The organism is Arthrobacter sp. P1_B4 (assembly GCF_056406555.1).
On the sequence record NZ_JBFTZW010000008.1, the window covers coordinates 84,097 to 104,504 of the forward strand.

The following is a 20,408-nucleotide window of genomic DNA, read 5'->3' on the forward strand; positions in this document are numbered from 1 at the left end:
GGGAGGACGGCGACCTAGTCTGACGTCCGGTGCAGGACAAAGATGCCGCCGTAGGCGGGCTGGTCCAAGCGCTGCCTGTCGCTGTCGGTGTATTCACTCAGCACAGCGTGGATGCGGGTGGTGAGGTCCTCAGCATCTTCCTCGGAGAGGTGCAGAACGAAGCGTGAGAGGCTGGCGAGCGCTTCCGGTCCTGCTTCTGTCAGCTCTTCCCGGAACGCCTCGAGCGGGGCCAGCGGACCGGCGGGACCGGCTTCACTCAGTGCGGTGTCGAGCTTCCAGGACCGCCCCGTGGAACGATACGGCTTCTCCAGCGCGCCACTCTCGCCCGTGCGGACCCCGGCAGGTTCAAGGAACCCCGTTGAGAGCAACTGCCGCACGTGATAAAGCACCGTTCCGGGATCCTGGCCCAGCCGGTCGGCGAGTTGTTTGTTGGTCAGTTCGTGGAGCCCGCACAGGCGCAGGATCCTCAGGCGCAGCGGATGGGCCAGCGCCTTAATTTCCCGGGCGCTCGCGACGGGTCTTTTTTGGTCCGCCCTCGACTGCTCTGGGTCCGTCATGTCCCAATCCTACAATCCGATGTACTGGATTCAATCACCTTGAATTTTCTCAATCACTGTGGAATGGTCCACCTATGACTAGTCACGCTGCGCAGGTGAAGGAACGGCATCGTGCGCCGCTGGGTGCGTCCTACTGGAAGCTGTGGACCTCCTCCGGGCTCTCCAACCTCGCGGACGGCGTCTTCAAGATCGCGCTGCCGCTGCTGGCCATTCAGTTCACCCAGTCACCCACTCTGGTTGCCGGGCTGAGCGTCGCAGCGACGCTTCCCTGGCTCCTCTTCGCCCTCACTGCCGGCGCGCTGACCGACCGGCTGGACCGGCGCAAGCTCATGTTGTGGGCCAACCTCAGCCGGGCGGTGCTGCCCGCCCTGCTGGCCGCCGTCGTGTTGCTGGATGTGGGCTCCATTTGGGCTCTGTACGTTGTCGCACTGATGGTGGGTGTGGCTGAGACGCTTTACGACACCTCCGCGCAGTCGATCATGCCGCAGCTGGTGCACAGGGATCAGCTCTCGCGCGCCAACGGCCGGCTCTACGCCGTCGAGCTCACCACCAACCAGTTCATTGGTCCCCCGCTGGGCGGGCTGCTGGTGGCCATGGGTCTGGTTGCGGGCGTTGCCGTGCCGGCGGCCCTGTGGCTTGCGGCCGTTGGCGGCCTGCTCCTGGTCCCGGGGGCATTTCGCACAGAACGTGAGCAGAAGACGACACTGCGATTCGACATTGCTGAGGGGCTGCGGTTCCTCTGGAACCAGAAGATCCTGCGCACACTCGCGGTGATGACCGGGGTGTTCAACTTCGCATCCAGCGCGGCCTTCGCGGTCTTGGTGCTCTTTGCCGTGGGCCCGGCTTCACAGATGGGGCTGTCCGAAGTGGGGTTCGGCCAGCTGTTGACCACCTCCGCTCTCGGCGCCTTCGTTGGCTCGTTCATGTCCGAGCGGGTGGAGGCCAGGCTCGGCCGGTCGACGTCCCTGATGCTGACGATCTTCGGGGCCGCGCTGTTCGTGGGCGCGCCCGCCCTGACCGACAACCCCTATGTTCTTGGCCCAATCTTCTTTGTGGGCGGCATGCTGATCGTGCTTTGGAATGTCATCACCGTATCCCTGCGCCAGCGCATTACTCCCAACCGCCTGCTGGGCAGAGTCAACAGCGCCTACCGCCTGCTGGCGTGGGGCACCATGCCGCTTGGTGCAGCAGCCGGCGGTCTGCTGGCCCAATGGCTGGGGCTGCAGGTCATGTTCGGCATCATGGGAGTGCTGACGCTCGCGCTACTGGGGATGATGCCCGTCCTCACAAACAAGGCAATGGCCGCGGCCGACGTCGAATCCTAAGTTGCTGCCAGGGGCGCGGATCGGGCATCCGCGCCCCTTGTTTGGTGCYGGATGGCTGTCAGCTGTCGATCGAGGCCATGTTGGCTTCGTCGTGGCGTTCCCCCGCGGCGGGCCGGAGCGCGTTCAGCCGCTCCAGCTGGTCACGGGTGAGTGCGATCCCGTCGGCCGCGGTGTTTTCCTCGACCCGGGAGACCCGGCGGGTGCCGGGGATCGGGGCGATGTCGATCCCGCGGGTCAGCAGCCACGCGAGGGCGGTCTGCGCGGGGGTCGCGCCGATCTCGGCGCCGATGGCCTTCACCTCGTCGACGATCGCGAGGTTGCGGCGGAAGTTCCCACCCGTGAACCGGGGGTTGGTCTTGCGCCAGTCGTCGTCGGCGAAGTCATCGACGGAGCGGATCTGGCCCGTCAGCAGCCCGTGTCCGAGCGGCGAATACGGAACGAACCCAATTCCGAGGCCGCGCAGCAGCGGCAGGATCTCCGCCTCCACGTCCCGGGTCCACAGCGAGTACTCCGTCTGCAATGCCGAGACCGGCTGCACGGCGTGTGCCCGGCGGATGGTTTCCGGGGAGGCCTCGGACAGCCCGAAGTGCAGCACCTTGCCCTCGGTGATCAGGTCAGCAACCGCGCCGGCCGTCTCCTCGATCGGGGTGTTCCGGTCGATCCGGTGCTGGTAGTACAGGTCGATGTGGTCGGTGCCCAGGCGCTTGAGGGAGCCCTCGACGGCGGCCCTCACGTTCGCCGCGCTGCTGTCGACCACGCCGGGGCCGCCCCCGGAATGGGAGACCAGGCCGAACTTCGTTGCAATCCTGACCTGATCGCGGCGTCCCTTGACGGCTTGGCCGACGATCTCCTCGCTCAGGAACGGCCCGTAGATCTCCGCGGTGTCGATGTGGGTGACCCCGAGGTCAAGGGCGCGGTGGATCGTCCGGATCGACTCCGCGTTATCCAGGGCGCCCTCACTGGTGTAGGTGCCGGCCATGGTCATGGCGCCGAGTCCGACGCGGGAGACTTCCAGGCTTCCGAGGAGTGCGTTCTTCATGGTGTATTTCCTTTGGGTGTGGTTCCCCGGCCTGGAATGCGGGCACTGCCCACAGCGTGGCAAGGGTTTTGGGCGGCCGGTAGCCATTGGCGTCCAGCGGATATGTCGAGACTGGGTGGACGACGACGGGACGCTCCCGACGTCGTCAGTTTGCGTCGGTGTCAGGCGTCGTCGTGGGCCAGGTTGCTGGAGAGCTCGCGGTGGGCGTCGGCCTGGACCTGGAGTTCCTTGGCCCGGGCCTCAAAGACTCCAACGGCGTCCGCTCCGGCGGCGAAGCGCAGCGGCGGTTCATCCAGCTCCGCCAGTTGGACGAGGGCGACGGCGAGCTTGGCCGGGTCCCCGCCCTGAAGGCCGTTCATCCCTTTCCACGCGGTGACTGTCTGCTCGGTCCGCTCGGAATAGTCCCCGATAGTGGATGCCGCGTAGCTGGTGGATTCCGGGGTGAGGAGCTCGGTGCGGAAGAATCCCGGCTCAACGATCATGGTGCGGATGCCGAACGGGTCGACTTCGGGGGCCAGGGATTCGGCCCAGCCCTCGACACCGAACTTCGAGGCGGCATATGCGGAAAGGAACTCCCCGCCGGCGATGCCGGCGGTCGAGGAGATTGTGACCAGCAGGCCAGAGCGCTGGGCCCGCAGGACGGGCAGGGCCGCACGGGTGACGTTTATGGGTCCGAACATGGTGGTTTCGATCTGGGCCCGGAAGTCCTCCGGGGAGATTTCCTCGAAGAACCCGGCGTAGAAGTTGCCGGCATTGTTTACGAGCACGTCGATCCGGCCGAACCGGTCCACGGCGGCGGCGATGGCGGCGGTGGCGTCGGCGGGGTTGGTGACGTCGAGTTTTACGGCCAGCAGGTTCTCGTTCTCGCCGACTGCCAGGGCGGCCTTGTCGGGGTTGCGGCCGGTGGCGACGACTGCGTGGCCGGCGGCCAGGGCGGCCTTGGCGATGTCAATGCCCAAACCGCGGCCTGCCCCGGTGATAAACCAGACTTTCTGCCCGGTCTTGGCGTCGTTTTGCTCAGTCATGTTCTGTCTTTCCTGGGTTAAGTGTTCCGGGCCGCGCGTGGGAGCGCAGATCCGGGATGGAAGAGTCGCCGGGTGTGGTTTTCGTCGGAGGCGTTGCCGCCCAGCTGGCAAGGAACGCCAGCGCGTTTTCGGACGCGGACCCCGGCTCCGCAGTGAAGGTGTACAGAGTTTGTCCCTCATCGCCGGGAAGGTAGAGGGTCTCGAACTGCAGCGACACGTCGCCTGCGACCGGATGGTGGAAGCGCTTGGTTCCCGTGGTGTGGATCCGTACGTCATGGCCGGCCCACAATGCGGCGAAGTGCCCGCTGCGTGTGGTCAGCTCGCCGACTAGTTCGTTCAATGCGCGGTCATGGGGATTCCGTCCCGCTTCCGATCGGAGCATCGCCACCGTGGTGGCGGCGATTGCGGACCAATCGGGGTAGAAGTCCCCTGCCCCCGGATCGAGGAAGAGGTACCGTGCCTGGTTCGGCAGCTGGCCCGGAGCCTCCGGGCCAGCGGCTGCTGTGGACTCGAACATCGGCCCGTACAGCGCGCGCCCCAAGGAGTTGGCGGCCAGCACGTCCGAGCGTCCGTTCTGCACCAGGGCCACCGCTCCGGTCATCCTGTCCAGCAAACGCACTACTCCGGGACGGACCCTCTGCTGCGGTGGCCGGCGCACCGGCCGCCGGGAGGACGGCGTGTCGGCCGTTCTGGCCAAGTCCATCAGATGCGTCCGCTCTGCCTCATCCAGCTGAAGGGCGGAGGCCACAGCGTCGAGGACCGAGTCCGAGACGCCGCGGATGCTGCCGCGTTCCAGCCGCGTGTAGTAGTCCGTGCTTACCCCGGCGAGCTGGGCGACTTCCTCCCGACGCAGCCCCGGCACGCGGCGCAGCCCGCCATAGTTGGGGAGGCCGGCCCGATCCGGGGTGATCTTCGCCCGGCGCGAGATCAGGAAGTCTCGGATTTCATCTTTTCTGTCCACATCCACCACGCTACGCAGGCCGGACGGGCGGTGGCAGTGTCTATCAGACACCCCCAGTTGAGGCGGTGGATACAGGTGTGGCCCCTCAGAACCGGTCGATGTTCATAGCCTGGCCGTGTCACAGTCCGCCGCCCGGCTGCTTTGGTGACAGATCGCGCTAAAGTGTGCGTATGCCTAGGATTTCGGCCGCGAGCAACGCCGCCCAACGTGCCGAGACCCAGCGCCGCATCCTGACCGCGTTCGGGGAACTCCTCTTCACCCACGGGCTCCCCGGCCTGACGATGACGGACGTCGCGCGCCATGCCCAGATCGGCCGGACCGCCGTCTACAACTACTACGCGGATATCGAAGAGCTCCTCATCGCCTACGCGCTGGATGAGACCGAGCGGTTCCTGCTCGATCTGCGCGAATCCCTCGATGCACTGGAGAACCCGGTGGAGCGCCTGGCCGTCTACGTCCGCGCCCAGGTGGAGGACCTGAGCCGGCGCCACCTGCCGCCGGGCCCGGCCATGGCGGCGGTGCTCTCGCCGTCGTCGTTCGCCAAACTGGCCGACCACGTGGGTGAGCTCAGCGTGCTCCTGCGGGGCATCCTGCGCGACGGCATGGCCCAGGGGTACCTGCCCGAGTCGGACATTGCCCAGCTGGCCCAGCTCATCCACGGCACGCTCTCCTCAAGCGCTGCGCGGGGCGACGGGGCGGGCCAGGACGCCGAGGCCGAGGCACGGCTCGCCCGGACGGTGCGGTTTGTCCAGCTGGGGGCCGGGGCCAGGTTTGACGACGCCGGCCGGCCGGTCCGCACCATCCGCTAGGTCCCGCGCCGGGAAGGCCGGAAAGCTGTGCCTTTAGCCCGTGCCGGGCGTCGCCGTGGGTACGGCGGGCAACGTGGCCTCATCCACGATGCGCCGGTTCTCGCGGGGGCAGCTGAGCTGGCCCGGCGTCTGGTCCACGAGTTCCGGCTTGGCCAGTTCCTTGAAGTCGCCGGTAATGATCACGTCCACGCTCGCGTCCGCGCGGCCGTCCTGGACATAGTCCGAGCCGGGCACGTGGCGCTGGACGCTGAAGGCGGCCGACTGGCCCGCGGCACCGGAGACCACCAGCGCCACGCCGCGGTAGCTCGACGTCGTGTTCCCCACGGTACCCACCAGGAACTTCCGGGCGGCGAGCTGGTCGGCCACGCTCCGGGCCAGGCCCGGCCGGCTCGTGGAGTTGTAGATGTTGACGTGGACCTTCTGCGGCGGCGCGTAGTCGTAGGTGGCCGCCGGGCACACCGACACTGCCGCCCTGCTCCGCTCCGCCCCGGGGATCTTGATCTGGCCGTTCATGATGGCGAGGGCCACCACGATCGCGGCCACGATGAGGCCGACAAGCATCACCAGGACAACGCCGTGCAGGATCCTGCGCCGCAGCCGGTGGGGGTTCTTTGCCGTATCGTCCTGCTCCACGAACGTGGCCCTCAGCTCGGAGCCACTGATGACGCGGTGCCCGTGCAGGACTCTGACGTCTGGCGGCTTCCTAGCCATTTATCACGAGGACCCGCGCATGAATTGCGGTGCGCTGGTGCAGCGCGGTGCGGACTGCCCGGTGCAGGCCGTCTTCAAGGTAGAGGACGCCGCGGTATTCCACGACGTGCGGAAAGAGGTCGCCGAAAAACGTGGAGTCCTCGGCCAGCAGGGCTTCAAGGTCCAGTGTGCGCTTCGTGGTCACCAGCTCATCAAGCCGGACAGGACGCGGGGGCAGGGCCGCCCAGTCCTTGGGCGTGGTGTAACCATGGTCGGGGTACGGGCGGCCCTCGCCCACAGCTTTGAATATCACCTTGCCAGCCTAGGGAACTTCGACGCCCGAAGGAACGAATGTCCCCCGGCGGCGTGAGGTTGTGGCCAAACGGTAACCATTTGTCACACGACGCGTTGACACGACCAGCGCCTGCCGCCTGTCACATCCAGCGCAGGGCCGTCGATCTGCTGCGCGGCTCACCCAAACGTCCCGTGCGGCTGACAGAATGGCCGTATGACTTCACCCGAGACTGCCCCTGTTCCGTCGTCGTCGGCCCCCGTGCTGGCGCTGCTGCTCGACGTCGACGGTCCGGTCGCGAGCCCGGTCACCCGCGAGGTGCAGCCCGGCATCATCGCCGACTTGGTGGCCCTGGCCGCCGCCGGCGTGCCGGTCATCTTCAACACCGGCCGGTCGGACGCGTTCATCCGCGAGCAGGTCATGGAACCGATGATCGCCGCCGGGATGCCCGCCGGCACCCTCATCCACGCCATTTGCGAGAAGGGCGCCGTCTGGTTCAGCTACACGGCGGAGGGCCCCGGCCCGGTCCACATGGACCACGAGCTCGCCATTCCGCAGGCCTTCGGCGATGACGTGCGCCGCCTGGTGGCTGAGGACTACTCCGCCCACATGTTCTACGACGAAACCAAGCGGGCCATGGTCTCCGTGGAGCAGCACATTGCCGTCCCCAACCCCGACTACCGGGCCGAGCAGGAACTCTTCGACGCCGACGCCATGGGCATCATGGCCCGGCACGGGCTCGGTGTGGTGCGGCTGGACCACCACGTCCCCGATTCGGATGACCAGGTCGACTTCCGCGTCGATCCGACCATCATCTCCACCGATATCGAATCGGTCCGGCTGGGCAAGGACCTGGGCGCGAGCCGGGCCGTGGAGTTCCTGGCCGCGCAGGGGATCACGCCGCAGGCTTGGCGCACGGTGGGCGATTCCCGCACGGACTACGCCATGGCCGACTGGCTGCACCACAACGACCACGCCGTGAAGCACGTCGACGTCCGGCCCGCGGACGGTATCCCCGTCAAACCCTACGAGGTTCTCACCGCCGCCGATCTGGGGCTCGGCGAAGACGTGATCCACGACGACGCCGGTGCCGCCTTCCTGCACCACTGGCTGGCCATCGTCACCGGCTGAGCCCCCGCTCCGCCGTTACGGTCGGTCACATTTCGTCGTCACGCACGCCGCGCGGCGGCCGGTTTTCCGCGGCAATTTTGAGGCCCGCGTTATCATGCAAGTAGACACCAACGCACTCAAAGAAGCGGGAGCTCAGACATTACAGAAGCAGCGATCCAAGACGAGATTTACTATGGCAGCCAGGCATCTGTGGACGCCCACGCCGAGGTCACGTCGGCGGCCGCAGTCGCCAGATTCCGGACCCGCTCCGATGTTGTCCGCCACCGCGGCCGCTATGCGCTGATCAACGAAAACCGCACGCCGTACCAGGCCATGGTCGAGGACCTGATGTTCCTGCGTTCCGTCCTGGCCGGCGCCGGTATCGGCTACCTGCTGGTCCGCGGCAACAACCATCGCCCTGTGGTCGCCGTCGACTGGAAGGACCGCAAGGAACTCCGCGACGCCCTCGTGGAGGCGTGCCGCGACGAGCCGATGTATTCCATGAGCGTGGACGCAAAGAAGAAGTCGTCCGTGCTGGTGGCCGACGGCGAGCTGTCGCCGAACCGCCAGGCCCGGATCTTCCGGCTTTACCGGCCCAGGGTCGAACCCGAGGGCGGTTTTGAATTCGGGGCTTCCGCCGGCGTCCAGCTGGAGCTGTGGAGCTTCGAAGGCGATCAGCTGATCCTGCCGATCGAGAACTCCCTGACGCGCCGCACCATGCTGGCCCAGGACGCAGTGCGCGGCACGGTGGAACGCTACGGCCACACGTGGCCCACCATCGAGAACATGTTCGCGGACCACGCCAGCGACATCAGCTTCGACGTCGACCTGGTCTTCTCATGGGTTGACGGCAGCTCCCCCGAGTACATCGCGGCCCGCCGCGCCCGCATGGCCGGCGTGGTGGTGGGCGAGGGCGATGACCACGAGGCCCGCTTCCGCCAGATCGATGAGCTCAAGTACGCCCTTCGCTCGGTGTACATGTTTGCGCCGTGGATCCGCCGGATCTTCATCGCCACGGACTCCCCCGCGCCGTCATGGCTGGCCGACCACCCGAGTGTGACGATCGTCCGGAGCGAAGAGTTTTTCGCCGACACGTCGGTTCTGCCCACGCACAATTCGCAGGCCGTGGAGTGTCAGCTGCACCACATCGAGGGGCTCTCCGAGCACTTCCTGTATTCGAACGACGACATGTTCTTCGGCCGCGCCGTGGGCCCGGACATGTTCTTCACTCCGGGCGGCATCACGAAGTTCATCGAGGCCGAAACCCGGATCGGCCTGGGCGACAACGACGCCGAACGCAGCGGCTTTGAGAACGCCGCCCGGGTGAACCGCAAGCTGCTCCGGAACCGCTTCGGCCGCATCACCACCCGGCACCTTGAGCACACGGCGGCCCCGTTGCGGCGCAGCGTGGTCGAGCAGATGGAGCAGGAGTTCCCGGCCGAGTTTGCCAAGACCGCCGCGAGTACCTTCCGGGCAGCGGACAACATCTCCGTGACCAACTCGTTCTACCACTACTACGCGCTGCTCACGGGCCGGGCCGTAACCCAGACAGCTGCCAAGGTGAGGTATGTGGACACCACGGCGCGGGCCGGCCTGAACTACCTGCCCAAGCTCCTGGCCAAGCGGAACATGGACTTCTTCTGCCTCAACGACGGCAGCTTCCCCGAGGTCCCGGCGGAAGAGCGGGCCGAACTGGTCACGGACTTCCTGGAGAAGTACTACCCCATCAAGGCGCCCTGGGAGAAGTAACGGACCGTGACCAAAACGGGCGCCGCGTCGGCCGGGGAGTGAATCAGTTCAGGGTGGTGTACCTGCGGTTCGCCGGCGTCCGGGACGGGGCCTCGAGCTTGGCCTTCTCAGGGACATGGATCCCTGCGGCCGCGAGCCGGCGCTGGACTTCCTCCGGGGAGACCAGCTCCCCCACCGCCGGCGAGTCGCCGAGCAGCACCACGGAGTGCACGATCGTGTGTTCGTAGACGTGGACCAGGTTGAACGCCTGCCCTCCGTCGCGGCCTCGGGTGCCGCCGACCGGAACGTTCAGATCCTGCGTGTAGCAGGTGGCCGAAGCCACGGACACAGGGATGCCCGCGAACGTTGCGGTGGTCGAGTAGTGCAGGTGGCCGCCCAGGATGGCGCGGACATCGGAGTTGCGCAGGACGCCGGCAAGCGCCGGCTGGCCCCGGAGCTCCACGAGCACGGCAAGGTCCAGCACGGACGGTACCGGCGGGTGGTGCAGGGCAAGGATGGTCCCGTCCGGGGCCGGGGTGGCCAGTTCAGCAGCGAGCCAGTCCAGCTGGTCGTGGCTCAATTCACCGTGGTGGAAGCCGGGCACGGAGGTGTCCAAAGTGATGATGCGCAGCCCGTTGACGAAGTAGCTGTGGTCCACGGGCGCGTCATTGTCGGCCTGGTCCAGGAGCCCGGCCCRGAAATTGGCCCGGTTGTCGTGGTTGCCCATCGCCCAGATGACCTTGGCCCCCAAGGCCTCGCACGCCGGGTCCACGATGGCGCGGAGCTTGGCATACGCCTCGGGTTCGCCCAGGTCAGCCAGGTCGCCCGTGAAGATTACGGCTTCGGGGCGGGCTCCGGAGGCGTGGACCTCCTCGAAGAGTTGCCTGAGCAGGGCTTCGCTGTCCACGACGCCGTGCAGGGGTTGCGGACCCCCCAGCAGGTGGGGGTCGCTCAGGTGAAGTAGGAAATGACGTGGCCGGGGGTGTTCGGCCTCGATGCGCTCCATTGCTGCCTTCTTGGTTGGGTGGAAGCGGTGCTTCCAGGGTCCCTCTCAGTAAGAACTATCCAACCAGACATTGGGCAAACAATGTAAAAACTGGGACAGGCATATTGGAAAAATGGGCGTTAACAGGTGGCGTGCCCTCACATGCCCTTTCCGGCATATACGGGGCGGGGAGGCCCGGCGGCACTCCCGAAACCCCGGGGCTTCGGGGCGGGACGGACAGTGCCGCCGGGTTTACGGTTTCCGCTAGCTCAGGTAGCCGTTCGGGTTAAGCACGAACTTCGTCGCCGCGCCGGCGTCGAATTCCGCGTAGCCCTTCGGCGCGTCCTCCAGGGTAATCGCCTTCGCGTTGACGTTCTTGGCGATATGCACCCTGTCATGCAGGATCGCCATCATCAGCTGCCGGTTGTACTTCATGACCGGACACTGTCCCGTGGTGAAGCTGAGCGACTTTGCCCAACCCGTTCCGAGGCTGAGTGAGAGCGAACCTTTCTTCGCGGCCTCGTCCACGCCACCCGGGTCCCCGGTGACGTAGAGCCCGGGGATGCCCAGGGCACCGCCGGCGGCCGTTACCTCCATCAGCGAGTTCAGGACGGTGGCGGGGGCCTCGTGGGCTCCGGCCCCGTGCCCCTTGGCCTCAAATCCCACGGCATCCACGCCGCAATCGACTTCCGGGACGCCCAGGAGTTGCTCGATCTGTTCGGCCGGGCCGCCCTTACTCAGGTCGATGGTCTCGCAGCCGAAGCTGCGCGCCTGCGCCAGGCGGTCCGCGTTCATGTCACCCACAATCACGACGGCGGCACCCAGGAGCTGGGCACTGGTCGCCGCGGCCAGGCCCACGGGCCCTGCGCCTGCCACGTAGACGGTGGACCCGACGCCGACGCCTGCGGTGACCGCACCATGGAATCCGGTCGGGAAGATGTCCGAGAGCATCGTCAGGTCCATCATCTTTTCGAGGGCCTGGTCTTTGTCCGGGAACTTCAACAGGTTCCAATCGGCATACGGCACCAGGACGTAGTTGGCCTGGCCGCCTACCCAGCCGCCCATGTCCACATAGCCGTAGGCGCTGCCCGGCCGGTCGGGGTTGACGTTCAGGCAGATGCCGGTCTTGCGCTCCTTGCAGTTCCGGCAGCGCCCGCAGGCGATATTGAAGGGGACGGAACAGATGTCCCCCACTTTGATGAATTCAACATCCGGGCCCACTTCGACCACCTCGCCGGTGATCTCGTGGCCGAGCACCAGGTCGGCGGGTGCCGTGGTGCGCCCCCGGACCATGTGCTGGTCCGAGCCGCAAATATTCGTGGCCACGGTTTTGAGGATTACGCCGTGGCGCACCTGCCGGCCCACGTTGGCGGGGTTGACCCCCGGGCCGTCCTTGAGTTCGAAGGTGGGGTAGTCAATGTCGATCAGTTCGACCTTGCCAGGCCCCTTGTAGGCAACGGCTTTGTTCCCTGTCATCTATTTCCTCCTGCTTTCACGGGCCCCGTGGTGGGCGCCCTGGTGTGATTCACGAAGTTCTTTGATGCGCCCTCCACAGGAACACCCGGCCACACTGCCGACGGCTGCCAGAGTTGCTTGCGCCGCGGGGAAGTCCGGAATGTTGGAGGGTCCGGCCAGTCTAGGCGCTAAGCATGCTTAGGGATAGGGCTGAGTTCCTCTGGACCCCGGGCCGGTCGGGTCAGTCGAGGGCGGACTGAACGGCTTCGATGATCTCCGGCGCGTCAGGCTCAACGGTGGGCGCAAAGCGGGCGATGACTTCGCCGTCGCGGTTCACGAGGAACTTCTCGAAGTTCCACTTCACGAGGCCGGGCAGGATGCCGGTCTTGAATTTGGTGAGCTCGGCGTAGAGCGGGTGCTGGTTCTTTCCCCGGACGTTGGCCTTGACCGTCAGCGGGAAGGTCACCCCGAAATTGCGCTGGCAGAACTCGGCAATCTCGGCCTCGCCGCCGGGCTCCTGCCCGGCGAACTGGTTGCAGGGCACGCCCAGGACCTGGAAGCCCTGGCCCCGGAACTTGTTGTGCAGCGCCTCGAGTCCAGCGTACTGGGGCGTGAAACCGCACTGGGACGCCACGTTGACCACCAGAACCACCTCGCCCTTGAATCGGCCAAAATCGGTCTCGGTCCCGTCGATGAGGGTCAGGGGAATGGAGTGCAGAGCTGTCATGGGGCGCGTCCTTGCGTTGTCGATGGTCCGGAGCAGGGAATCTGAACTGGTCACTCCATTATTCGGCACCGGGGGCTGCGGGTATGGGTGTGCCTCCCGGACATGACGCCGGAACAATGCCATGGGGCGCGGCGGGGCTAGCCGCCGGGCGTCGCTGAAGGCGTCGCTGAGGGTTCTGTTGTCACTGCCGTCGTGGCCGACTGCGTGGCCGCCCGTGGCTTCGGCGTATCGGCCGGCGCGGTGATTGGGTCCGGCTCCACAGTGAGCGGGGCCGGCACGGGGGTGGCCGTCTTGGCGGCAGCCTCCGTCGCGGTTGCGGAGGACGGCGCAGGCGCGGAGGACGGCGGTGCCACCGGCGGCGGGACCGATACCGGTGCTGATGGCTTGGCGGAGGCTGTTCCCGTCCGGGTTGGCGCCGGCGTCGGGGTGGGGGTCGCCGTCGGCGTCGGGGTGGGGGTCGCCGACGGGGTCGGGGTCGCAGTTGCCGACGGGGTCGGGGTGGGCGCGGCAGGCGTGGTCGTCGTGGCAGTCCCAGTCGGCGTCGGGGTCGCGGAGGCAGTGCCGCTCGGCGTCGGCGTCGGCGTCGCGGAGGCAGTGCCCGTGGGCGACGGCTTAGAGGTGGCGGAAGGCGTTGGGGACGGTTTGTCGGCGGCGGCTTCAGTAGCCGCAGGCGAGGCACTCGCCGATGGCTTGGCGGCCACCCCGGCAGGCTGCTCCTGAACGCCGCCGGCCACCACATGGGTCAGGTCTTCCCGGACAGGAATCGCCCAGCCAATCCCCGCATTGGTTGCCTTACCGGCGTCGGGTGCGTAACTGGTCATGTCGATCGGGCCGAGTTGATCCACCTGCTTGATGGGCAGAAATGTCCAATCGCGCGGATCAGTGTGGGAGCCGTTGAGGATGGTTTCGAAGTGAAGGTGGCAGCCGGTGGAGGATCCGGTGGTACCAACCCGGGCAATAATTTCCCCCACCCGCACGGAGTCGCCCTTCTTGACCGCGATCGCCTCCAGATGGTTGTACGTGGTGATGAGACCGTTGCCGTGGTCGATTTCCACCCGGTTTCCGCCGCCCCACGGGTGCCACCCGACGGCCCGCACCACACCGGCGTCGGCGGAGTAGACCCGGGTGCCGCAGGGGGCCGCGAAGTCCTGGCCCCAGTGGAATTCGCCCGCGAATCCCGTCAGGGGGCTGGTGCGCAGCCCGAACGGGGACGAGGGCACCAGTGATTCCAGCGGGGCCATGAGGAAACCCGGTGCGGGCCGGTGCAGGGCCGCCGAGGCCACATTGAGCTCGCCACGCACCCCTGCCCGGGTGGCCGTGTCCACCGTGCTCCGGCTGAAGGCCACGAGCGCCTGGGCATCGGCGGTGACAGCGCCGGTGCCGGGAGTCCCCGCGGGCGCGGTCGCGGCGGAGTGGGCCAGCGGGTCCAGGGCTTCCGGTCCCACGTCGCCGGAGGGAGGCATGGCGGCCGTCGGGACGGCGGTGGGCGCGCCGTAGGTCGCAAAGGCGCTCAGTCCCTGAAAGCCGCTGAATGCCAGCACGGCCAGGGACAGGCACAGGCCTCCGGACACGCAGCGCACGGCAATGGTCCGTGCCCTCGCTGACTGCTCACTCGATGAGTTTCCCCAGTGTTTTCCCACGAAATGACTCCCGCTATATGTCCGCCAGACCCCAATCTTCACGGACTTACCTCCCTATGTGACCACAGACGGCCGGGTCTGTGAACCGTCAGCGCGCTCCTTTTGCGGGACCAATCGGAGATCCGCGGATGTCCCCAGTAGCTTGCCGGCGGCGCCCCAGTAGTTCTCCGCACAATTGCAGGTGCCGCACGCCGCCGGGACGGGTAAGAATGAAGGATGCGAAATGTCCTCAGGGAATGGCAGGCGGAACTCAAACAGACGTTCACGGGGACGCGCGATTCGGTGCCCGAGTGGGTGCCGGGCCTGGCCGAGGGGGACGACGCCGGGTACCACTTGCCCGGCTCGGCCGTCTGGGCCGTGCACGGGGACATGCCAACCATCGTGGCGGGAATCCGGGCACTGCTGATGCAGGCGCTCCATCCCGGCGCGTTGGCCGGAGTCCACGATCACTCCCGTTTCCGCGAAGACCCGCTGGGCCGGCTGGCTGGCACGATCCGCTGGATCTTCACCGTGACGTATGGCTCCACGGATACGGCGAAGGCGGCATCGGACTGGGTTCTTCGGCTGCACCGGACGGTGCGGGGAGAATTTGTGGACGGCCACGGCATCAGGCGCAGTTACGCGGCCAATGATCCCGAGCTGCTCCGGTGGGTTCACATTGCCTTCACAGACGCTTTCCTCTCTGCCCACAAACTGTGGGGGCGGCCGATTCCTGGCGGACCTGATGCCTACGTCCGTGAGTGGGCCCAGGCCGGCCGGCTGATGGGCGTCGAGGCACCACCGCTGAGCGAAGCGGAAATGCGCCAGCAGTTGGACCGCTGGTACGACGACGGCGAGCTCCGCTGTGACGAACGGGTCACCGAAACGGTGGCGTTCATTCGCGACCCGCCCCTGCACCCCGCGCTCAGGCCTGGCTACCGGGTGCTGTTCGCGGCCGCCGTGGCAAGCCTCGAGCCCAAGTACCGGGAGCTTCTGGGCCTGCGGACCGCGCGGCTGGGCCCGATACCGCTGCCGGTAACCCTGGCCACCCGGGTCACGCTCGGCGTGGTGCATGTGGCCCTCGGCCGGATGGGCCCGAGCGAGCAAGCTGCCCGCGCCAGGCTGCGCCGGCTGGGCTACCGGGCCTGAGTCTGGGCCGGCGGGCGGCTGCGGTGGTTTTGCTGGTTTGTGGCGGGCCGGCTGGGGCACGGGGGCGGCTAAGGCACGGGGCGGCCCCGGGGGGGCGCAGTGCGGCTGGGGCACGGGGCGGCCCGGCCTCCAAGCCGACTTGGCGGATGAATCGGTGCCGGTACTGCCGGAGGACGCAACCTTGGCCAGAACCTCACGAGAACCTCACGAGGATAGAAATGCCGGGGACACGAACGGCCCGGAGACGCAAAATGGCCCCGGTCCGAGGACCGGGGCCAACCGCGGAGAATGGGGGATTTGAACCCCCGAGGGCGTTAACCCAACACGCGTTCCAGGCGTGCGCCATAGGCCGCTAGGCGAATTCTCCAGTTGCTTCTGAATCAAAAGCAGATACTAGAATACCTGAACTTTCCAGCTTCGCCCAATTGGGCCTCCCGCCCCGGCCTGCGGCTCCTCCGCGGGACATGCCCCGCGGCCCACTTGAGGGCTGGACATAGCCCCAAAATGCCCACTCCTTCCCGCCAAGAATGGGCATGCCCCACACTGCCCACTCCCGGGACCGGACATGTCCCCCAGCCCGCCGGAGCGCTGGACATAATCTCGACCAGCCCACTCCTTCCCGCCAAGAATGGGCATGCCACACACTGCCCACTCCCGCCACTTGGACATGCCCAGCGGTCCGCCCGACCGCTGGACATAGTCCCACCGCGCCCACTCCTGCAGCCCACTCCTGCAGCCCACTCCTTCTCGCCAAGAATGGGCATCTCCCGTCGAGGATTAAGGGCCAAACCGGGCCAAACCGGGCCAATTCGGGGCACACCCAATCGTCAGGTAAACTTGCTGACGGCCCCTCATGTGGCGTCATCCTGTTGAACTCCCCCAGGACCGGAAGGTAGCAAGGGTAAACGGGCTCTGGCGGGTGCATGAGGGGTCTTTTATGTCTGTGCCGATTGGTAGGGTTTATCTGTGACTGTTACTACCGCCCTCTACCGTCGATACCGCCCCGATTCGTTCGCGGACGTTATCGGGCAGGAGCACGTCACCGAGCCTCTCATGACGGCCCTGCGCAAGAACCGCGTCAACCACGCCTATCTCTTTTCGGGCCCCCGCGGCTGTGGCAAAACCACCTCCGCCCGCATCCTGGCCCGCTGCCTGAACTGCGCCGAGGGCCCCACGGACACCCCCTGCGGCAAGTGCCCCAGCTGCGTGGAACTCGCCCGCGGCGGCTCCGGCTCCCTGGACGTCATCGAGATCGACGCCGCCAGCCACGGCGGTGTGGACGACGCCCGCGACCTCCGGGAACGGGCCACCTACGCCCCCGTCCGGGACCGCTACAAGATCTTCATCATCGACGAAGCCCACATGGTCACGTCGGCCGGGTTCAACGCCCTGCTCAAGATCGTCGAAGAACCGCCGGAACACATCAAGTTCATCTTCGCCACCACGGAGCCGGACAAAGTCATCGGCACCATCCGTTCCCGCACGCACCACTACCCTTTCCGGCTGGTGCCGCCGGAGCCTCTCATGGCGTATCTGGAGCTGCTCTGCACCCAGGAGAACGTCCCCGTGGCGCCCGGGGTGCTCTCGCTCGTCATCCGCGCGGGCGGCGGTTCGGTCCGCGATTCCCTCTCCGTGCTCGACCAGCTCATGGCCGGCGCCGGACCAAACGGCCTGGACTACGAACTCGCGGTCGCCCTCCTGGGCTACACGCACGCCTCCCTGCTCGATGACGTCGTCGAAGCCGTCGCGGCGTCGGATGCCGCCACAGTGTTCCGCGCTGTGGACCGCGTCATCCAGACCGGGCACGATCCTAGGCGCTTCGTCGAGGACCTGCTCGAACGCTTCCGCGACCTCATCATCGTCCAGGCGATGCCCGAAAGCGCCCAGTCCATCCTCCGCGGCATGCCGGCGGACCAGATCGCCCGCCTGCAGAACCAGGCGCACAACCTCGGGGCGGCCGAGCTCTCCCGCGCCGCTGACGTCACCAATACCGCTCTCACCGACATGACCGGGGCCACCTCGCCGCGCCTGCACCTGGAACTGCTGTGCGCCCGCATCCTGCTGCCCAGCTCCGAGCAGACCGAGCGCGGCATCGCAGCCCGGATCGACCGCGTCGAGCGGCGTTTGAACTACGCCGGGAACGACGTCGGAGCCCCCCTCGCCGCCGCTCCCGCACCTGTTGCCGTTTCGCCTGCACGCACGGAGCAGGCAGCCGCGCCACAGTTGCCTGCAGCGGACGTGCCCGCCGCACCCTCGCACGCCGCGCCGGCTGCCACAACCACCGCCCCCTCCGCCCCGCGTCAGGGCGAGCAGCCGCCGGCCACAGTCTCCGCGCCCGCCAGGCAGGACGAGCCCGTCCGAGAACCGCTGACGGCGCCACGGGTCAGCACCAGCGACTGGCCTGTGGACGAACCCGCGGCGGCCAGCCGGCCCGCCCCGGCCGCAGGTCCCGCCGCCGCGCCTCCGTCCCTGCCCGCGTCAGAGACTGCCTCAGCGGCTGCCCCATCCGCCCCCGCACCGTCCGCCCCCGCGGCATCTACCCCAGCACCTTCCGTCCCTGCGCGCCCCGAGCCGGCCGAGCCCGGCAGGGCGCCTGCCGCTGCTCCCGGGTCTGCCGCCGGCCCCGGAGCCGACGTGGAGGTTTTGCGCCGCGCCTGGCCCGAAATCCTGCAAACGCTCACCAAGATCAAACGCAGCACCTGGGCACTGGTGGAACCCAACGCCCAGGTCGGCCACTTCGAGGACCACGTCCTGACCCTCGCGTTCACCACCACGGGGCTGGCGGGCGCCTTCGGCCGGGCCGACCACGCCGAGAACCTCCGGCAGGCGATCCACAAGACCATCGGCATCGATTGCCAGATCCGGGCCGTGGCCGGCAGCAGCAACAGCCCAGCGAGCTCTGAGCCAAACCCAAAAGCGCCGCCGGCTAGCCCGGAGACCCCGGCATCGTCCGCAAGCCAGGCGACATCGGCCGACGTCGCCTGGGGCCTGAGCCCGGCTCCCCAGCAGGCCCCATCTCCGGCCAACGATGCCGCTGAAGCCGTCCCCTCGCGGGCGGCCGCGGCGCACGTTCCCGCCGCCTCAATGCCTTCGACGCAACCCACTCCGGCCCCCGCGGCCCAGGCTCAGGTCCGCGCAGCCGCGCCGGCAGCCGAGCCGGCAGCGGAACCGCAGGCGCCTGCCCCCGCGATCCAATCTCAGGTCAGCGCAGCCGAGCCAGCAGCCGGCTCGGATGGCCCTTCGGAGCCTTCCGGGTCCTACGCCGATGACGACTGGGGACCGCCCCGGGACGAGGACGCCCCTCCGCTGGACGAGGAACCACCCCTGGGTTGGGACCCCTCGCCCGTAGCCACGCTGCGCCGCCCCGAGCCCGCGGCTGTCGCTACCGCTCCGGCCCGCAAGTCCCCTGCCGCGCCGGCATCCAAAACCGCCGGTTCCCCGGCCGGGACACCGGGCGCAGACCCGGACGCGTCGGATGACGCGTGGGCCCGCGCCGTCGAGCAGTCACCCGGCGTCTGGACGGTCGGCACAGATTCGAACCTCGGCCGGTACACGAGCCCGGATGTCGAGCCCGCTGCGTCCGAGCCCGAGCCGAAGCCTGTGCACTACGAGCCGGCGGCGGCACAGATCCCGGAGTACGCGGGTGTCGTGTCCGCGCCGTCCGGACTGGCCTCGGACCACCAGGCCCGGGCCGAAGCGGCTCCGGCGCCGGCGGTTGCGGAGTCTGTTGCGCCGCGTGTGGCCGCCGCTGCCGTAGCTGCCGTCGCGGAGGCTGTTGCGGTCACTGCCGTTCCCGACGCTGCCGCTCCGGCAGGCCGGCAAAGCCTGTACCAGCGGCTGTCGAACAGTCCCGAGGCCGAGGCCGGGCGGGCGAAGGCCCCCGCCCGAGCCGCCGCCGCGACCACCGTCTACGTACAGGACATCCCCAGCGCCGACGACGAAACGATCGAGGAATCGGGCGTCTTCGGCCGGGCCGCCGTCGAGCGTATTCTGGGCGGGAAACTGGTGGAAGAGCGCTCCCTGGATGGAAGCCCGCTGCCGCCCCGCTTCTAGCAGACCCCCTGCCGGCTGGCCCCGGCCCCACTCCAAACGAACGAGGACATTGTGTACGAAGGCGCAGTTCAAGAGCTGATCGACGAGCTCGGACGCCTTCCCGGAGTGGGGCCCAAGTCAGCCCAGCGGCTGGCCTTCCACATCCTCGAGGCCGATCCGCAGGACATGAAGCGGCTTGTCGATGCCATCACCACCGTGAAGGAACGGGTCAAGTTCTGCACGGTTTGCGGGAACGTGACCGAGCAGGAACTGTGCAACATCTGCCGCGACCCGCGCCGGGACCCCACGGTTATCTGCGTCGTCGAAGAATCCAAGGACGTCCTGGCGGTGGAACGCACGCGGTCCTTCCGCGGCAGGTACCACGTGCTGGGCGGCGCGATTAATCCGATCGCCGGGATCGGTCCGGAACAGCTCCGGATCCGTGAGCTGCTGACCCGGCTCAACGACGGCGCCATCCAGGAAATCATCATCGCCACCGACCCCAACCTCGAGGGCGAGGCCACGGCGACGTATCTGGCCCGGATGCTCAAGTCGATTGGCATCGCCGTCACCCGGCTGGCGTCCGGCCTGCCCGTGGGCGGGGACCTGGAATACGCCGACGAAGTCACCCTCGGCAGGGCCTTCGAGGGCCGCCGCAACGCCCTGAGCTGACGCACTAGTGGCCGCCGCGGCAGCGACACCCCGGCCCACCATCCGGCCCGGCGGACATGTCCAGGGCCCACGCCCAGGAATGGACACAATGCCCTCATGCCCACTCCAGGCCACCAAGAATGAGCATGTCCCGCGACAGCACTGAGCATGTCCGCACCTGGCCCACCATCCGGCCCGGCGGACATGTCCAGGGCCCACGCCCAGGAATGGACACAATGCCCTCATGCCCACTC

Annotated in this window: 17 protein-coding genes, 1 tRNA gene and 1 other RNA gene; 8 read left to right on the forward strand and 11 right to left on the reverse strand. The window is 67.7% G+C overall.

The genetic code is table 11. From position 1 onward, the window contains the following. Positions 1-14 precede the first annotated feature (14 nt). On the reverse strand, positions 15-557 hold the full coding sequence (locus tag AC1D1W_RS05775) for an ArsR/SmtB family transcription factor (RefSeq protein WP_243181468.1): 543 nt from the start codon (positions 555-557) through the stop codon (positions 15-17). Positions 558-631: 74 nt separating this feature from the next. Between AC1D1W_RS05775 and AC1D1W_RS05780 the strand changes: the two genes are divergently transcribed. Continuing rightward, positions 632-1,882, forward strand: coding sequence for an MFS transporter (locus AC1D1W_RS05780; protein ID WP_476943185.1), 1,251 nt, complete (start codon positions 632-634; stop codon positions 1,880-1,882). Between the two features lie 58 nt (positions 1,883-1,940). Here the strand turns inward: AC1D1W_RS05780 and AC1D1W_RS05785 are convergent, their stop codons facing one another. From AC1D1W_RS05785 to AC1D1W_RS05795, 3 genes are all read right to left on the reverse strand, one after another. Next, positions 1,941-2,921 (reverse strand): aldo/keto reductase, encoded by a 981-nt coding sequence (locus tag AC1D1W_RS05785; protein WP_476943186.1) that lies wholly within the window; start codon positions 2,919-2,921, stop codon positions 1,941-1,943. 161 nt (positions 2,922-3,082) lie between these two features. After that, the gene (locus tag AC1D1W_RS05790; RefSeq protein WP_243181465.1) at positions 3,083-3,946 is read right to left on the reverse strand and encodes an SDR family oxidoreductase; all 864 of its coding nucleotides are present in this window, start codon (positions 3,944-3,946) and stop codon (positions 3,083-3,085) included. Continuing rightward, positions 3,939-4,907 carry a helix-turn-helix transcriptional regulator gene (locus AC1D1W_RS05795; protein WP_476943187.1) on the reverse strand — a complete coding sequence of 323 codons (969 nt, stop codon included), beginning with the start codon at positions 4,905-4,907 and terminating at the stop codon, positions 3,939-3,941. Before AC1D1W_RS05795 ends, AC1D1W_RS05790 begins: the two co-directional genes overlap by 8 nt. Positions 4,908-5,077: 170 nt before the next feature. Here AC1D1W_RS05795 and AC1D1W_RS05800 point away from each other — a divergent pair, with 170 nt between their 5' ends. Further along, positions 5,078-5,716 (forward strand): TetR/AcrR family transcriptional regulator, encoded by a 639-nt coding sequence (locus tag AC1D1W_RS05800; RefSeq protein ID WP_018774380.1) that lies wholly within the window; start codon positions 5,078-5,080, stop codon positions 5,714-5,716. A 33-nt stretch (positions 5,717-5,749) separates the two neighbouring features. Here the strand turns inward: AC1D1W_RS05800 and AC1D1W_RS05805 are convergent, their stop codons facing one another. Further along, the gene (locus tag AC1D1W_RS05805; RefSeq protein ID WP_243181463.1) at positions 5,750-6,427 is read right to left on the reverse strand and encodes a LytR C-terminal domain-containing protein; all 678 of its coding nucleotides are present in this window, start codon (positions 6,425-6,427) and stop codon (positions 5,750-5,752) included. Then, positions 6,420-6,719: a type II toxin-antitoxin system VapB family antitoxin gene (locus AC1D1W_RS05810; RefSeq protein ID WP_026266597.1), complete on the reverse strand. Its 300-nt coding sequence runs from the start codon at positions 6,717-6,719 to the stop codon at positions 6,420-6,422. The genes AC1D1W_RS05805 and AC1D1W_RS05810 overlap by 8 nt, the downstream gene beginning before the upstream one ends. Before the next feature lie 195 nt (positions 6,720-6,914). Here AC1D1W_RS05810 and AC1D1W_RS05815 point away from each other — a divergent pair, with 195 nt between their 5' ends. Together AC1D1W_RS05815 and AC1D1W_RS05820 are read left to right on the forward strand one after the other, a co-directional pair. Beyond that, positions 6,915-7,829, forward strand: coding sequence for a Cof-type HAD-IIB family hydrolase (locus tag AC1D1W_RS05815; RefSeq protein ID WP_476943188.1), 915 nt, complete (start codon positions 6,915-6,917; stop codon positions 7,827-7,829). A 189-nt stretch (positions 7,830-8,018) separates the two neighbouring features. Further along, positions 8,019-9,557, forward strand: a complete 1,539-nt coding sequence (locus AC1D1W_RS05820) for a stealth family protein (protein ID WP_243181461.1) — start codon at positions 8,019-8,021, stop codon at positions 9,555-9,557. Between the two features lie 43 nt (positions 9,558-9,600). On the opposite strand, the gene AC1D1W_RS05825 is transcribed toward AC1D1W_RS05820, so the two are convergent. The 4 genes from AC1D1W_RS05825 to AC1D1W_RS05840 all read right to left on the reverse strand — a co-directional run bounded on the left by AC1D1W_RS05825 (position 9,601) and on the right by AC1D1W_RS05840 (position 14,274). Continuing rightward, on the reverse strand, positions 9,601-10,542 hold the full coding sequence (locus AC1D1W_RS05825) for a phosphodiesterase (protein WP_476943189.1): 942 nt from the start codon (positions 10,540-10,542) through the stop codon (positions 9,601-9,603). 243 nt (positions 10,543-10,785) lie between these two features. Then, positions 10,786-11,997 carry a formaldehyde dehydrogenase, glutathione-independent gene (gene fdhA / locus AC1D1W_RS05830; RefSeq protein WP_028278013.1) on the reverse strand — a complete coding sequence of 404 codons (1,212 nt, stop codon included), beginning with the start codon at positions 11,995-11,997 and terminating at the stop codon, positions 10,786-10,788. A gap of 220 nt (positions 11,998-12,217) precedes the next feature. Beyond that, the gene (locus tag AC1D1W_RS05835) at positions 12,218-12,703 is read right to left on the reverse strand and encodes a glutathione peroxidase (RefSeq protein WP_028278012.1); all 486 of its coding nucleotides are present in this window, start codon (positions 12,701-12,703) and stop codon (positions 12,218-12,220) included. Between the two features lie 137 nt (positions 12,704-12,840). After that, positions 12,841-14,274, reverse strand: a complete 1,434-nt coding sequence (locus AC1D1W_RS05840) for a M23 family metallopeptidase (protein ID WP_476943190.1) — start codon at positions 14,272-14,274, stop codon at positions 12,841-12,843. 285 nt (positions 14,275-14,559) lie between these two features. Here AC1D1W_RS05840 and AC1D1W_RS05845 point away from each other — a divergent pair, with 285 nt between their 5' ends. Beyond that, the gene (locus AC1D1W_RS05845; protein WP_243181458.1) at positions 14,560-15,471 is read left to right on the forward strand and encodes an oxygenase MpaB family protein; all 912 of its coding nucleotides are present in this window, start codon (positions 14,560-14,562) and stop codon (positions 15,469-15,471) included. Between the two features lie 282 nt (positions 15,472-15,753). Here the strand turns inward: AC1D1W_RS05845 and AC1D1W_RS05850 are convergent. After that, a tRNA-Ser gene (locus AC1D1W_RS05850) sits at positions 15,754-15,838 on the reverse strand. Positions 15,839-16,313: 475 nt separating this feature from the next. On the opposite strand from AC1D1W_RS05850, the gene ffs reads away from it, so the two are divergent. The 3 genes from ffs (at position 16,314) to recR (ending at position 20,175) form a co-directional block, all read left to right on the forward strand. Further along, positions 16,314-16,410, forward strand: an RNA gene (gene ffs, locus AC1D1W_RS05855) — signal recognition particle sRNA small type. 27 nt (positions 16,411-16,437) lie between these two features. Then, the gene (locus AC1D1W_RS05860) at positions 16,438-19,524 is read left to right on the forward strand and encodes a DNA polymerase III subunit gamma and tau (RefSeq protein WP_476943191.1); all 3,087 of its coding nucleotides are present in this window, start codon (positions 16,438-16,440) and stop codon (positions 19,522-19,524) included. A 51-nt stretch (positions 19,525-19,575) separates the two neighbouring features. Beyond that, positions 19,576-20,175, forward strand: coding sequence for a recombination mediator RecR (recR, locus tag AC1D1W_RS05865; RefSeq protein WP_018774392.1), 600 nt, complete (start codon positions 19,576-19,578; stop codon positions 20,173-20,175). Positions 20,176-20,408 lie beyond the last annotated feature (233 nt).

Coding starts and splice junctions, on each gene's coding strand:
- AC1D1W_RS05805 (WP_243181463.1), bottom strand. CDS start 6,427: ATGGCTAGGAAGCCGCCAGACGTCAGAGTCCTGCACGGGCACCGCGTC.
- AC1D1W_RS05845 (WP_243181458.1), top strand. CDS start 14,560: ATGCGAAATGTCCTCAGGGAATGGCAGGCGGAACTCAAACAGACGTTC.
- AC1D1W_RS05815 (WP_476943188.1), top strand. CDS start 6,915: ATGACTTCACCCGAGACTGCCCCTGTTCCGTCGTCGTCGGCCCCCGTG.
- AC1D1W_RS05800 (WP_018774380.1), top strand. CDS start 5,078: ATGCCTAGGATTTCGGCCGCGAGCAACGCCGCCCAACGTGCCGAGACC.
- AC1D1W_RS05790 (WP_243181465.1), bottom strand. CDS start 3,946: ATGACTGAGCAAAACGACGCCAAGACCGGGCAGAAAGTCTGGTTTATC.
- AC1D1W_RS05785 (WP_476943186.1), bottom strand. CDS start 2,921: ATGAAGAACGCACTCCTCGGAAGCCTGGAAGTCTCCCGCGTCGGACTC.
- fdhA (WP_028278013.1), bottom strand. CDS start 11,997: ATGACAGGGAACAAAGCCGTTGCCTACAAGGGGCCTGGCAAGGTCGAA.
- AC1D1W_RS05835 (WP_028278012.1), bottom strand. CDS start 12,703: ATGACAGCTCTGCACTCCATTCCCCTGACCCTCATCGACGGGACCGAG.
- AC1D1W_RS05775 (WP_243181468.1), bottom strand. CDS start 557: ATGACGGACCCAGAGCAGTCGAGGGCGGACCAAAAAAGACCCGTCGCG.
- AC1D1W_RS05780 (WP_476943185.1), top strand. CDS start 632: ATGACTAGTCACGCTGCGCAGGTGAAGGAACGGCATCGTGCGCCGCTG.